The sequence below is a fragment of the Sphingomonas sp. genome (assembly GCF_030145815.1).
In the GTDB taxonomy this organism is placed as follows: domain Bacteria; phylum Pseudomonadota; class Alphaproteobacteria; order Sphingomonadales; family Sphingomonadaceae; genus Sphingomonas.
Map to the genome: position 1 here is coordinate 80429 of NZ_JAIXHL010000007.1, position 13877 is coordinate 94305.

A 13877-nucleotide genomic window follows, 5' to 3' on the forward strand; every position below is an offset into this window, starting at 1 on the left:
GTGTCTCGTCCACAGGATAAACAGGCTGTGGCGGGTTGAGCCGCGGCGGCGGGAGTGGGAAAGGGGGATATGGCCACGCTTGCTTCGATTCCCCCCGCCCCGGCGGATGCCGCCCCGCGCCTGCCCCAGAATGTGGAGGCGGAGGCGGCGCTGCTCGGCGCGATGATGATCGACAACCGGCTTGCCGACGACATCGTCGAAGTGCTGCAGGACCAGCATTTCTTCGAGCCGGTCCACGGTCGCATCTTCAAAGCGATCAAGACGCTGCGCAAGCAGGACATGCTGGCGACGCCGGTGACGCTCAAGCCCTTGTTCGAAAAGGACGAGGGGATGGCGAGCCTGGGCGGTCCCGGGTACCTCGCCCAGTTGACCGGATCGGGCGCGGGCCTGATCGGCGCGCGGCAATTCGCGCGGCAGATCTACGACCTTGCCCTGCTGCGCGAGCTGGTGACGGTCGGCCGCAACATGGTGGAGAAGGCGCTCGACACCAGCGAGGACGTCAACCCGCGCGAACAAATCGACCGCGCCGAAGAGGCATTGTTCAAGGTCGCGGCCGATGGCGGCACCGCCAACACCGTCAAATCCTTCAACGAAGCGACCAAGATCGCGCTCGAAAACGCCAAGCGCGCGCAGAGCGCGGGCGGCGGCGTCGCGGGCGTCACCACCGGCTTCGATTCGGTCAACGGCCGCATCGGCGGCCTGCACCACAGCGATCTCATCATCCTTGCCGGCCGTCCCGGCATGGGCAAGACCTCGCTCGCCACCAACATCGCCTACAACGCCGCGCGGCGGATGATGGACGATATCCGCCTCGGCATCAGCCCCAAGGAATCGATCGGCGCCAAGGTCGCCTTCTTCAGCCTCGAAATGTCGGCGGATCAGCTGGCGCTGCGTATCCTGTCCGAAAGCTCGCGCATCGCATCGGAAGCGCTGCGCATGGGCAATATCAGCAAGGCCGAGTTCGCCCAGCTGGCGCAGGCGGCGGCCGATCTCGAACAGCTGCCGCTCTATATCGACGATACCGCGGGTCTTACGATCAGCGCGCTGCACAGCCGCGTGCGCCGCCTCCAGTCCAAGCATGACGGCGAACTCGGCCTCGTCATCGTCGATTATCTTCAGCTGCTTCAGGGCAGCGGTAACAACCGCGACGGCAACCGCGTTCAGGAAATCTCGGAAATCAGCCGCGGCCTTAAGACGCTGGCGAAAGACATCAACGTGCCCGTCATCGCGCTGTCGCAGCTGAGCCGCGCGGTCGAAAGCCGTGAGGACAAGCGCCCGATGCTGTCGGATCTACGCGAATCGGGCTCGATCGAGCAGGACGCCGACATGGTGTGGTTCGTGTTCCGCGAGGATTATTACGTTGCCGCCCGCGAGCCCAAGCGCCCGCGCGAAGGCGACGATCCCAAGACGTTCGAGGATCACGCCAAATGGGCGCTCGAAATGGAGCGTGTCTTCGGCCTTGCCGAACTGATCATCGCCAAACAGCGCCACGGCGCGACCGGCAAGGTGCTGCTGAGCTTCGAATCGAGCTTCACGCGGTTCAGCGACTATGCCGGCAACATGGTGGCCGAGCCGTACGAATAAGGCCCGGCCCCCGGTCGTTCAGAACCGCTGGTGCCGCGCTCCGTCGATCGTGTCGCAATCGCCGCGGAAGCGATAGCTGGACAGGCCCTGGATGTTGATCCGCCCGCTGCGGCGATCGATCGTCAGGCGCGGCTTGTTCATCCCATTCAGGCGATAGGTCGCGCGGATCTGGCCGCGGTCGGTGTAGACGTCGTTCAGATCCCACCATCCGTCGCGGTTGGTGCCGCCCGAATGGATCGGCGGAATCAGCGATCGCGGCAGGCGAATGCGTCCGCCGCCATCCCACAGCTGGATCATCACTGACGCATCGAATTGTTGGCGGGTCAGTTCGGTGCGGTTGCCGAAATCATAGCGTCCGCTGTCCCAGTTCCACTGCCAGCCATAGCGGGTCGCCACTGCGGGCTTTTGTCCCTCTCCAAAGCATACGAGGCCGAGTGAGATCGGGCGTCCGCCGGGCCAGCCGCCGGGGCCACCGGGGTCGCCTGCACCCGGACGATCCGGACGACCGGGGCGGTCGTCATCCCAGCCGGGTCGGCCCGGCCGGTCAGGCCGGTCGGGTCGCCCGCCGTCCGCCTGCTGGCGGCAATCGGGTGCAGGCGCAGTGACAATCGAGTCATACCGCCCGTCTACCGTGGCGATCGAGACGCAAAGGCGGCGATCGGCATTCCACCAATAGGCCCATTTGCGGTCGTCGCCGGTCTGGCTTCGGACGAAGCTATAGCCGCGCCGCTGCAACTCGCCCTCCGCCTGTCCGGCGCGCGCACCGACCATGTCGCGCAGGTCATAGGGGGTGTTCTGGGCATGAGCCGCGCTGCCCAGGGCAAGCGTTGCGACCAATGCCGCGGCGGTTATGGGGGTGGTCCTTCGCATCGAAAGTCTCCTCAATGAACGGGGACGAATGCTTCAACCTTGTCGAGTCGCGCCGATCGGGCGCATGGTCAGGCTAGGAGCATATCGGGCTCCCCGAAAGGTGCCGTCGATGCATTTCATGAGCCTGCTCAAATCCTTGGACGATCTCCTTTACGAAGTGATGTCGTGGCTGGTGTTCTATCCGCTAACCCTGTGGCGGGTGCTGCGCCGTCCGCTGGTGATGATGGACTATTCCGATCGCGAACTGAACCAGAACGCCGCGGAGCAATATACCGATACGCTGACTCCGCCCCTGTTTCTGCTCGTCTCGCTGCTGCTGTCGCACGCGATCGAGCTCGCTTTCGTCGGCGACAATATTCTGGTGCGCAGCAACCACGGTCTGGCCGCGCTGGTGAAGGACGATACCAGCCTGGTCATCCTGCGCCTCGTGGTGTTCAGCGTCTTTCCGCTGATGTTCGCGGTGCGACTGGTGCGCGCCCAGCGCAAGCGTCTGACGCGGGAGTCGCTGCGTCCGGCCTTTTATGCGCAATGCTATGCCGCCGCGCCGTTCGCGCTGCTGATCGGGATCGGCACGTTGCTGACGACCGTGCATCGGGTCGACTGGGCAATGCCGCTGGGTCTGGGGATCACCGCGGCAACGTTATTCATTTACCTCATGGTGCAGGCGCGCTGGTTCGCCGAACATCTTCAGCGCTCGTTGATCGCTGGTCTGGGTCAGGCGGCGATCGCCATGAGCGCGAGCATGCTGATGATCCTGCTGGTCGCTCCGCTGTTCGCCTGAGCGATCAAAACACCGGCAGATCCGGGTCCCCATCCGCCACCGGCGTATGGATGCCACACTCGGTCTTGTCCCAGCCGACCCAGCGGCCCGATCGCGGGTCTTCGCCCGGCTTCACCTTGCTGGTGCAGGGCGCGCAGCCGATCGACAGATAGCCTTGCGACTCCAGCGGGTGGCGGGGCAGGTCGTGCGCGGCGAAATAGACTTCGATATCCGCCTTGGTCCAGTCGGCGAGCGGGTTGACCTTGAGCTTGCCCGCCGCGTCGACCTCGAACCGGGGAAGGGCGTTGCGGGTGCTCGCCTGAAACGCCTTGCGCCCGGTGATGCTCGCGTCGAACCCCGCCATCGCGGCGTCGAGCGGGATCACCTTGCGGATCTCGCAGCAGCCATCGGGGTCATAGGACCAGCGCAGGCCGCTGCCGTCCTTCTTCGCCAGCAATTCCGGGTCGGGCGTCAGTACACGCAACCCGGTCAGCCCCAGCCGCTCGACCAGCGTGTCGCGATAGGCCAGCGTCTCGGGAAAATGCTTGCCGGTGTCGAGGAACAGCACCGGCACCGCCGGATCGATCGACGCCACCAGATGCAACAGCGCCGCGCTCTCCGCGCCGAACGACGACACCAGCGCGACATCGCCGACCATCGCTTCGGTCAGCACGGTGCGCAGCATCTCCTCCGTCGGCACGCCACGGAACAGATTGTTCAGCCGGATCGCGTCGCGCTCGCCGAAACGCGGCGTCAGGTCGATCCGGTCGATCTTGCGGGCAGCCACGTTAGCCATGCCGCCGTTTCCAGACCGGCACCTGGCCGTCCGCCGCGATCTGATAGACATGATCGTAGCGCGCCAGCGCCGCGGCCAGCACCGCCTCGTCGACCGGGGCTTCGGGCGCGAAACTGTCGAAGCCGCAGCGGCGCATCAACGGGATCTGGTCGACCAGCACATCGCCCTGCGCGCGCAATTCGCCGGTATAGCCCGCCTCGCGCAGGATGCGGCCCGCCGAATAACCGCGCCCGTCGCGGAACTTGGGGAAGCTCACCTCGACCAGCGACAGCCGGTCGAGATGCGGGATCAGCGCGCGCGCATCCTCGCTGGATTCAAGGCGTACGGCGGTCGCATTGGACTGACCGAGGAATGCGTCGAGCGTCACCGCCGGTTCGTCATGCGGTTCGTCGGTGCGGAAGCGGAGTGATACGGTCATACCCAAATCTCCGTCGCCCCGGCGCAGGCCGGGGCCGCCACAAGGCGGGCGATCGCGTCGAACTGGGCGGCCCCGGCCTGCGCCGGGGCGACGGGATTGTTACCCATAGATCGCCTCCTTGAACGGGGCCATGCCGATGCGGCGATAGGTGTCGAGGAAGCGTTCGCCCTCCGCGCGTTCGCGCAGATAGACGTCGGTCGCGCGTTCGACTGCGTCGACCACGCCATCCTCGCTGAAGCCGGGACCGGTAATCTGGCCGAGCGACACGTCCTCCGCGCCCGATCCACCGAACGACAGCTGGTAGTTTTCGACGCCCTTCTTATCGACGCCCAAAATGCCAATATGCCCGGCATGATGGTGGCCGCACGCGTTGATGCAGCCGCTGATCTTAAGCTTCAATTCGCCCAGCTCACGCTGCCGCCCGAGATCGGCGAAGCGTGTCGCGATCTTCTGTGCCACGGGGATTGAGCGTGCGTTCGCCAGCGAGCAATAATCGAGGCCGGGGCAGGCGATGATGTCGCTGATCAGGTCGAGATTGGCGTCGGCCAGCTCGACTTCGACCAGTTTCTGCCACACCGCATAGAGGTCCGCCTTGCGCACATGCGGCAGCACGATGTTCTGCGCATGGGTGACACGCAGCTCGTCGAAGCTGTAGCGCTCGGCCAGCTCCGCCATCGCGTCGATCTGGGCCGAGGATGCATCGCCCGGGATGCCGCCGACCGGCTTCAGGCTAATATTGACGATGGCATAGCCCGGTTGCTTGTGCGCGACGACCTGCTGGTCCAGCCACACCGCAAAGTCGGGATCGCTGCGGTCGAGATCATCGCTCAGGCCGGTTTCGAACGCCGGATCGGCGAAATGCGCCGCGATCCGGTCGAACTCCGCGCGCGGCGGGTCGATGCCCAGCTTCTTGACCTCGATGAACTCGGCCGCGACCTCTTGCGCGTATTTGTCCGCGCCGATCTCATGGACCAGGATCTTGATCCGCGCCTTGTACATATTGTCGCGGCGGCCATAGCGATTGTACACGCGCAGGCACGCTTCCATGTAGGACAGGAAGTCCTCGAACGGCACGAATTCGTTGATCAGCGGCGCGATCATCGGGGTACGCCCCATGCCCCCGCCGACATAGACGGCCACGCCATGGCGCCCGTCGCGCTCGACGATCTGCAGCCCGATATCGTGCAGCCGCATCGCCGCGCGATCCTCGTCTGCCGCGATCACCGCGATCTTGAACTTGCGCGGCAGATAGCTGAATTCGGGGTGGAAGGTGCTCCACTGGCGCAGCAATTCGGCCCAGGGGCGCGGATCGGTCAACTCGTCCGCCGCCGCGCCCGCATATTGGTCGCTGCTGATGTTGCGGATGCAATTGCCGCTGGTCTGGATCGCATGCATCTCGACCGTCGCCAGCTCGGCGAGGATGTCGGGCGCGTCCTCCAGCTTGATCCAGTTATACTGGATGTTCTGGCGGGTGGTGAAATGCCCGTAATCGCGGTCGTACTTGCGCGCGATATGCGCCAGCATCCGCATCTGGCGGCTGTCGAGCGTGCCATAGGGCACCGCGACGCGCAGCATGTAAGCGTGCAGCTGCAGATACAGGCCGTTCATCAACCTGAGCGGCTTGAACTGGTCCTCGGTGATCTGCCCCGCCAGGCGGCGGTTCACCTGATCGCGAAACTCCTCGACGCGCGCCGCGACGATGGAGTGGTCGTATTCGTCATATTTGTACATCGGACTACTCCGTCGCCCCGGCGAAGGCCGGGGCCGCTCCGTGGAGCCGCGAAACATGGCGGCCCCGGCCTGCGCCGGGGCGACGATGGAAACTCATATCACCCAGCTCCCCGCATTCGGGTCCGCCGGCTTCAGCGTCAGGTCCGGGCGCACGGTGGGCCCAAGCGCGCGAATGCGGTCCTTGATATGCGCGGGGCGCGGCCCCTCGGGCGTCGCGGTCGCGTCGATCACATAGGGGCCGTTGACCCGACGCGCGCCTTCCTCGGCCTGCGCGATCGCCTCGCCGCTCTCGCCGACATCCACCGCATCCTCGATGTGGCGCGACCAGCCGCTGCCGGTCCACCAGGTCACGTCGCCGGTGGCGAGATCGTTTCCGGTCAGCAATTTCATGCCAGTGCCTCCGCCGCTTTCGCCCAGCTGGCGAGCTTGTCCTGCGCATCCGACAGCGCGACGACTTCGCCGACGACGATGATCGCCGGGCTCTGCACCTTCTCGCGCTCGACCATCGGGCCAAGGTCGGCGAGCAACGTGCGGATCGCGCGGCTGCCCGGCAATGTCGCGCGCTCCAGCACCGCGACCGGCATGTCCGGCGCCACGCCATCGCCCATCAATTTCTCGGCAATGTCGGGGCAGGTCGCGACGCCCATATAGATGACCAGCGTGCGACCCTTGCCCGCCAGCCCCGACCAGTCCTGATCCTTCAATCCCTTGCACTGGCCCGCGACAAAGCTGACCGCGCTCGACCAGTCGCGATGGGTCAGCGGCAGCATCGCTTCGGCCGCCGCGCCCAAAGCCGCGCTGACGCCTGGAATGACTTCGACCGGCAGGCCAGCCGCGCGCACCGCCTCGACCTCCTCGCCGCCCCGGCCAAAGATGAACGGGTCGCCGCCCTTCAGCCGCACGACGATCGCGCCGGTCTTCACATGCGCGATGATCAGCGCGTTGATGCCGTCCTGCGGCACCGTATGCTTCGACCGCTTCTTGGCGACGCAAATGCGGTGCGCGTGCGGGGCGAGGTCAAGCACGCGCGGATCGACCAGCCCGTCATGGACCAGCACATCGGCGGACTTGAGCGCCTCGACCGCGCGGACGGTCAGCAGGCCGGGATCGCCGGGTCCGGCGCCAACCAGAATGACGCGCCCACGCGCCTGGGGATCGAGCAGGGAAACCATGCCACCCAGATGGCTGTCGGGCGGTCCAGCCACAACCGAGGGTTGCTTGGGGACCGACTAGCGAATCTATGCCTTGGACAGTTCGCGGGCGCGCTGGGCCAGTTTCACCGCCTCATCGATCAGTTCGGCGGTGAACGCGACATCGCCATGCCCGACCGCGATGGTCAGGCAGTTGCGGGCTTCCTGAGCCAGGCGCTGGGCACGGGGCGGGGCGGGCGAATCAAGAACGGTCGGTTTCACGGCGCGCTCAATCCACAGGCGCTGCGCCCGTTCCGCAACTCGTCGCATCTACCTGAATAAATTCGCGATTCCCGCTCACGCCGGCTGGCGTTAGCCCTCGCGCAGCCCGATTCCGATCGACACCCGTGCCTGCTCCGCTTCCGACGATACCACCGGATAAGCGCAATAATCGGCGGCGTAGAAGGCGCTGGGGCGATGATTGCCCGACCAGCCAATGCCCCCGAACGGCGCCGACGAACTCGCGCCATTGGTCGGCCGGTTCCAGTTGACGATGCCTGCGCGGATATTGGCCCAGAACTGGTCGTACAGCTTGGGGTTCTGGCTCACCAGGCTCGCCGACAGGCCGTAGCGGGTGTTGTTCGCCTCGGCGATCGCCTCCTCGAACGTCTTGGCGCGGATCACCTGCAGGATCGGGCCGAACAGCTCGACATCGGGCTTTTCCGCCACATCGGTCATGTCGATCATCGCCGGGGTAACGAACGGCCGCCCCGGTATCGGCCGCTCCATATGGCGCAGCGGCTTGCCGCCCATGAAGGTCAGCTCAAGGAAGCTCTCGGTCAACAGGTCGGCGGTGTCGTTGTCGATCACCGGCCCCATGAACGGTGCCGGGTCGGCATGCGGCTCGCCGATGATCAGGCGGCCGATCAGCTTGTTGACCTCACCCACCAGCGGCTCGAACAATTTCTCGTCGACGATCAGGCGGCGCGCGGCGGTGCAGCGCTGCCCCGCGCTGGTGAATGCCGACTGCACCACCAGCACCGCGGCGGAATAGAGATCGGGGGTGTCCCACACCAGAATCGGGTTGTTGCCGCCCATCTCCAGCGCCAGAATCTTCTCGGGCTTCGACGCGAACGCGCGGTTCAAAGCAATGCCGGTGCGCGCGGAGCCGGTGAACAGCAGCCCGTCGATCCCGTCATGGCCCGCCAGCGCCTTGCCCTCGTCCGGCCCGCCGATCAGCAACCGGATGCACCCTTCGGGCACGCCAGCGGCATGGAAGCACTCGACCAGAAACGCCCCGGTCGCCGGGGTCTTTTCCGATGGCTTGAACACCACCGCATTGCCTGCGAGCAGCGCGGGGACGATATGGCCATTGGGCAGATGCGCCGGGAAATTATACGGGCCCAGCACCGCCAGCACGCCATGCGGCTTGTGCCGCAGCGCAAGGCGCGTGTTCATCGCCGCGTCGATCCGCCGCTGTCCGGTGCGTTCCGAAAAGGCGCTGATCGAGATGTCGACCTTGGCGATCACCGTCTCGACCTCGGTCCGCGCTTCCCATAACGGCTTGCCGGTCTCGCGCGCGATCAGGTCGGTAAAGGCGTCGCTCTTCTGCCGCACGACATTGGCAAAGCGGCGCAGCGCCTCGATCCGATAGGCGAGCGGGCGCGCGGCCCATTCGGCCCAGTTCGCGCGGGCCTTGGTAACCTCTCCGTCGACATCGCCGCTTGCGCGCCGCCACAGCACGGCGCCGGTCGCAGGTTCGGTCGAAATGATTTCCGTGCCGGGCATTCGGTCTTTCTATGCGCTTGTGGCCCTGAGGATGTGCCTGTCTCTAGCAGCAATTCGCGGCGTTGCCACCTCACCAGTCATGCCCGCCAGCGTCGAGCGCCGCGCCCATCGCGCGGATCGCTGCGACCTTGGAATCGAACGGTCCCCAATCGTCGCCGCGATCGATCGCCGCCCAGATCGCCTCGACCTCTTCGATCAGCATCGAACAGGGTTCGCCCGCCTGGAAATAGGGGTGCGCGCGCGCCTCAGGAACGGGGTCATATTCGGCCAGCGCGGCACGCACCGGATCCCATTCGGCGCCATAGCTGTCGGGCAGCGCGCCGCCATAGGCATCGAAGAAGAACCGGTCGATCGACACCCCGGTCGCCATCAACGCGACCTCGATCGCCTCCTTCAACGCCCAGCCATGATCGGGGTCGGTCGCCCCCGGCGGCATCCGGATGCCCAGCCGCCGCCGCAGCGGGTGGCCGTAGAACATTTTGAAATAGCTTTCGAACTTCTCCAGCCGCTCGATCAACGGCGGTGCCTCGCTGATGATGCGCAGCGACACCGCCAGCTGCGCGACATTCCACAATATCGCATCGGGCTGGCGACCAAAGGCGTACAGCCCGGCATGGTCGAAATAGGCGGCGGTAAAGCCGGGGTCGAACGTCGGCGCGAACCGCCACGGGCCATAGTCGAAACTCTCGCCGGTCACGTTGATGTTGTCGGTGTTGAGCACGCCATGGACGAAGCCCGCGACCATATATTCGCCGGCCAGCGCCGCCGTGCGCGCCACCACCAGCTCAAAGAATTGCGCGACCGGATCCTCGACCGGCGTCACCCCGAACAGTTCGGCCAGGCACCAATCGACCAGCCGCCGCATATTCTCGGCATCGCCATGATAGGCGAGCCGCTGGAACGTCCCGATGCGGATCTGCCCATGGCTCATCCGCACCAGCACGGCGGAGCGGGTGGGGGAGGGCTCGTCATTGCGCTCCAGCGCCTCGCCCGTCTCGATCAGCGAGAAAGTGCGGGAGGTGTTCACCCCCAGCGCCTGCAGCATCTCGGTCGCCAGCACCTCGCGCACACCGCCTTTCAGCGTCAGCCGCCCGTCGCCGAACCGGCTCCACGGCGTCTGGCCCGAACCCTTGGTGCCCAGCTCCATCAGCGTGCCGTCCGCCCCACGCCGCATCTGCGCAAAGGTGAACCCGCGCCCGTCGCCCAGCTCGGGATTGTACACCCGGAACTGATGGCCATGGTAGCGCATCGCCAGCGGCCGGGGCAGATTGCCGGGCAGGGCCTCGAACCGCCCGAAATGGCGCAACCACTGGTCGTCGCTCAGCACGTCCAAACCCACCTCCGCCGCCGCACGATCGTTGCGGAAGCGCAATATGGTCCGCGGAAAGTCGGCGGCATCGACCGCGTCGTAGAAGGCGTCCCCCAATTTCAGGACGGCAGGATCGGGGGTGTATTCGGGCGCTTGCGGGAAATCGGCCATGCGGCGATATGGGGGGCGATGGCGACCGCGCGCAACCTGCCCAGTTATACCGATGGCTATTGGTGGTCCGGCGACGGACTGCGGCTGCACTATCGCGACTATCCGGGCCGGTCGGATCGCCCGCCGCTGATCTGCATCCCCGGCCTGACCCGCAACGCGCGCGACTATGAAAAGCTCGCCGAGCGCCTGTCCGGCGAGTGGCGCGTGATCGCGGTCGAACTGCGCGGGCGCGGCGAAAGCGCGTACGCCAAGGATCCGATGACCTATGTGCCGCTCACCTATCTCCAGGATCTGGAGGCGCTGGTCGCGGCGCTGAAGCTCGACCGCTTCGTCGCGGTCGGCACGTCATTGGGCGGCATCCTCACGATGCTGATGGCCTCGACCCATCCCGAACGCATCGCTGGCGCGGTGCTCAACGATGTCGGGCCAGAGCTTGATCCCGCAGGGCTGGGGCGGATCCGTGGCTATGTCGGCAAATCGACCTGGCACCCCACCTGGATGCACGCCGCCCGCGCGGTCGCGGAGGCCAACGCGCATGTGTACCCCAATTGGGGCATCACCGAATGGCTCGACATGGCCAAGCGCACGCACCGCCTGACCAGCGCGGGGCGGATCGTGCTCGACTATGACATGAAGATCGCCGAACCCTTCCGTGTCCCCGGCAACGAAGCCGGCCCCGACATGTGGCGCGCCTTCGACGCGCTGGCCGACAAACCGTTGCTGATCGTCCGCGGCGGCACATCGGACATCCTCCCCGCAGCGGTGGCGGACCGCATGCATGCGCAAGTCCCGGGCAGCGAACTTGTGACGATCCCCGACACTGGCCACACCCCGACGCTAATCGAACCCGAAGCCGAGGCGGCAATCGACCGCCTGCTGGCGCGAGTCACCTAAGACCGAAGCCCACTGCATCTTCTTCTTAGCCCTCTCCCGCTTGCGGGAGAGGGTTGGCTGAGGGTCTTCTTCTTCTACCCTTTCTTCTTCTGTTCTTCTTTTCTACCCTCCCCAAATGCCGCCCGTCCGCCGCACCATAAGCCCCCATGCGGCCCCGCTCCGCCGCGCCCGGACCGAAGCCGAAAACCACTTCTGGCAAGCCGCCCGCAACCGCCAGATCGCCGGATACAAATTCCGCTTCCAGCACTCGATCGGCCCCTACATCGCCGACTTCGCCTGTCTTGAGGCGATGCTGATCGTCGAGATCGACGGCAGCCAGCACAGCCCCGAGAGCGACGCGGCGCGAAAAGCCTATTTGGAGTCCGAGGGATTCCGCATCCTGCGCTTCTGGAACAACGCGGTTCTGGAGAGTCTGGACGGGGTGCTGACCGTGGTCAGCGCCGCGCTCGCGGGTTCAGCGGCTGGCGGCGACGCCCGGTAGAAGGAAAAAGAAGAAGACCCTCACCCAACCCTCTCCCGCAAGCGGGAGAGGGCTAAGAGCGTAATGCTGGCACGATTGGAAACTATTCGCGCGGTGAAGAAATGTTCGCCGATGATTGCCAGCCGAGGCATCTCACGCCGTATGCTTCCTCGATCTTTTGAACCGCATCGCGCAGCATGTCCGATGATTCATCATCATAGGGGGCAACAAAGGTCACGCTAGGCGGTGAGGTTGTGACGATAGGGCCAATCTGCTCCCACCATGTCATGTGCATGTCGTTCAAGAAGGGACCGTTGACGACGGCGTGCCCCTCAAATCTGACGGTTAGAACGGGAGCTCCCTCTGTGTCGCTATCCATAGCGCAGGTCTAACAGCGGTTGAGGTCCCATGCTACGCTATCAGAAACTTGTAAATCGTCATGGCGGTCAATCTCTCCAAAACCCTTCCAATGTTGGATTTATTCTGATCTACCCTTGGGGTGGACACGCTCCGAATCCCCCTGCCGCAAACCACCCCGCCTGACACTGTCGCGCACCCGTCGTGCGGCAGTCGCGCAGGTGTCGCGTCGCGGTCTCGCCAGGGTTGTCATCTTGTCGCGCGCCCGTCGCGCAACTGTCGCCCAGCTGTCGCGTCCCAGTCCAAAACCCGCCCCGTCGCAGTTGCCTCGCGGTCGCTTCCGCCCAAAACCCCCGCATTTACGTCTGCTTCGTCCGACACCCCGGTTGACTCCGCCCCGAAAATGACAACTGCAAGGGGCCGATGATGCTCAACATCCTGCACCTCCACTCCAGCTTCGACCTGGGCGGCAAGGAAGCCCGCGCCGTCCGCCTGATGAACGCATTCGGCGACCGGGCGAAGCATGTGATCGTCTCCGGGGTCGACGGCGCCTATGGCGCCCGCGACGCGATTGCGAAGGGCGTCCGCTACGAAATCGCGCAGAACCCGCCCCCGCTGACCGGCAAGCCCTCGGTCGCGCGCTATGAGGCGATTGCGAAGTTCATGGCGCGCTTCGACCTCGTCCTCACCTACAACTGGGGCGCGATCGACGGGGTGATGGCGCGGCGCGTGTTTTCGAAGAACATGCCGCCTGTGATCCACCACGAAGACGGCTTCAACTCCGACGAGGCGTTCCGCCTCAACCGCGTCCGCAACATGTACCGCCGCATCGCGCTGACCGCAGCGCATGGCCTGGTCGTGCCATCGCACAAGCTGGAGAGTATCGCCTACCAGGTGTGGAAGCAGCCCATGGCGCGCATCCACCGCATCTCCAACGGCATCGACGTCGCCGCCTATGGCCGCAAGCCCGATCCCAAAGCGATCCCCGGTTTCAAGCGCCTGCCCGGCCATGTCGTGGTCGGCACGCTGGCTGGGCTGCGGCCGGTCAAGGACATTCCGATGCTGGTCCGCGCCGTCGGCGGCATGAAGACCAAGGCGCAGCTGGTCATCGTCGGTGAAGGCCCGGACCGCGAAGCGATCGAGGATACGATCGCGAACATGGGCATGGAAAAACAGGTGCTGCTCGCGGGCTTCCTGCCCGATCCGCACAAATATATGGGCCTGTTCGACATTTTCGCGCTGTCGTCGAAGAGCGAGCAGCAACCGATCGCGGTGATGGAGGCGATGGCGGCCGGCCTTCCGATCGCGTCGACCCCGGTCGGCGACGTCGCCAAGATGGTGCACTCCGACAATGTCGTGACGATCAGCAAGGACTGGAACCCCGTCCATCTGCGCGACCGGATCGAACTGCTCGCGGCCCATCCGGACGTCCGGCGCGCCGCCGGCAAGGCGAATCAGGTCCGGGCGCGCGAACTGTTCGACGAGACCGCGATGATCGCCGCTTATGCCAGGCTCTATGCCGATGCGGCGGGCCGTCCCGGCGCGCTGGGGTAATTCCCCTCGCACAATTCAAGGATCGCGGCTAAACATGGCGCGAAATTTTTCGGAG

Annotated in this window: 15 protein-coding genes; 5 read left to right on the forward strand and 10 right to left on the reverse strand. The window is 65.4% G+C overall.

Features of this window, described 5'->3' with window-relative positions:
- Window positions 1-69 precede the first annotated feature (69 nt).
- On the forward strand, window positions 70-1584 hold the full coding sequence (locus tag KYX69_RS07945; RefSeq protein WP_300495832.1) for a replicative DNA helicase: 1515 nt from the start codon (window positions 70-72) through the stop codon (window positions 1582-1584).
- An 18-nt stretch (window positions 1585-1602) separates the two neighbouring features.
- On the opposite strand, the gene KYX69_RS07950 is transcribed toward KYX69_RS07945, so the two are convergent.
- Window positions 1603-2454, reverse strand: a complete 852-nt coding sequence (locus tag KYX69_RS07950) for a hypothetical protein (protein ID WP_300495834.1) — start codon at window positions 2452-2454, stop codon at window positions 1603-1605.
- A 109-nt stretch (window positions 2455-2563) separates the two neighbouring features.
- Between KYX69_RS07950 and KYX69_RS07955 the strand changes: the two genes are divergently transcribed.
- Window positions 2564-3235, forward strand: a complete 672-nt coding sequence (locus KYX69_RS07955; protein WP_300495835.1) for a hypothetical protein — start codon at window positions 2564-2566, stop codon at window positions 3233-3235.
- 4 nt (window positions 3236-3239) lie between these two features.
- Here KYX69_RS07955 and KYX69_RS07960 read toward each other — a convergent pair whose 3' ends face one another.
- From KYX69_RS07960 to KYX69_RS07995, 8 genes are all read right to left on the reverse strand, one after another.
- A complete protein-coding gene (locus tag KYX69_RS07960; protein ID WP_300495837.1) occupies window positions 3240-4010 on the reverse strand; it encodes a phosphoadenylyl-sulfate reductase in 771 nt (256 codons plus the stop codon).
- Complete coding sequence (locus tag KYX69_RS07965; RefSeq protein ID WP_300495839.1) at window positions 4003-4428, reverse strand: DUF934 domain-containing protein; 426 nt, start codon at window positions 4426-4428, stop codon at window positions 4003-4005. Before KYX69_RS07965 ends, KYX69_RS07960 begins: the two co-directional genes overlap by 8 nt.
- A gap of 99 nt (window positions 4429-4527) precedes the next feature.
- Window positions 4528-6159, reverse strand: coding sequence for a nitrite/sulfite reductase (locus tag KYX69_RS07970; protein WP_300495841.1), 1632 nt, complete (start codon window positions 6157-6159; stop codon window positions 4528-4530).
- 93 nt (window positions 6160-6252) lie between these two features.
- Window positions 6253-6549 carry a DUF2849 domain-containing protein gene (locus KYX69_RS07975; protein WP_300495843.1) on the reverse strand — a complete coding sequence of 99 codons (297 nt, stop codon included), beginning with the start codon at window positions 6547-6549 and terminating at the stop codon, window positions 6253-6255.
- Entirely contained in the window at window positions 6546-7331 is a 786-nt protein-coding gene (cobA, locus tag KYX69_RS07980) for a uroporphyrinogen-III C-methyltransferase (RefSeq protein WP_300496038.1), read from the reverse strand. The genes KYX69_RS07975 and cobA overlap by 4 nt, the downstream gene beginning before the upstream one ends.
- A 66-nt stretch (window positions 7332-7397) precedes the next feature.
- Entirely contained in the window at window positions 7398-7571 is a 174-nt protein-coding gene (locus KYX69_RS07985) for a hypothetical protein (protein WP_300495845.1), read from the reverse strand.
- Between the two features lie 90 nt (window positions 7572-7661).
- Complete coding sequence (astD, locus tag KYX69_RS07990) at window positions 7662-9077, reverse strand: succinylglutamate-semialdehyde dehydrogenase (protein WP_300495846.1); 1416 nt, start codon at window positions 9075-9077, stop codon at window positions 7662-7664.
- A 70-nt stretch (window positions 9078-9147) separates the two neighbouring features.
- A complete protein-coding gene (locus KYX69_RS07995; protein ID WP_300495847.1) occupies window positions 9148-10557 on the reverse strand; it encodes a protein adenylyltransferase SelO family protein in 1410 nt (469 codons plus the stop codon).
- Window positions 10558-10593: 36 nt separating this feature from the next.
- Here KYX69_RS07995 and KYX69_RS08000 point away from each other — a divergent pair, with 36 nt between their 5' ends.
- Both KYX69_RS08000 and KYX69_RS08005 read left to right on the forward strand, forming a co-directional pair.
- On the forward strand, window positions 10594-11451 hold the full coding sequence (locus KYX69_RS08000; RefSeq protein WP_300496041.1) for an alpha/beta hydrolase: 858 nt from the start codon (window positions 10594-10596) through the stop codon (window positions 11449-11451).
- Window positions 11452-11566: 115 nt separating this feature from the next.
- The gene (locus KYX69_RS08005; RefSeq protein WP_300495849.1) at window positions 11567-11932 is read left to right on the forward strand and encodes an endonuclease domain-containing protein; all 366 of its coding nucleotides are present in this window, start codon (window positions 11567-11569) and stop codon (window positions 11930-11932) included.
- Window positions 11933-12014: 82 nt separating this feature from the next.
- On the opposite strand, the gene KYX69_RS08010 is transcribed toward KYX69_RS08005, so the two are convergent.
- Window positions 12015-12215, reverse strand: a complete 201-nt coding sequence (locus tag KYX69_RS08010; protein ID WP_300495850.1) for a hypothetical protein — start codon at window positions 12213-12215, stop codon at window positions 12015-12017.
- Between the two features lie 476 nt (window positions 12216-12691).
- Here KYX69_RS08010 and KYX69_RS08015 point away from each other — a divergent pair, with 476 nt between their 5' ends.
- Window positions 12692-13822 (forward strand): glycosyltransferase family 4 protein, encoded by a 1131-nt coding sequence (locus KYX69_RS08015; protein WP_300495851.1) that lies wholly within the window; start codon window positions 12692-12694, stop codon window positions 13820-13822.
- The last annotated feature ends 55 nt before the right edge of the window (window positions 13823-13877 follow it).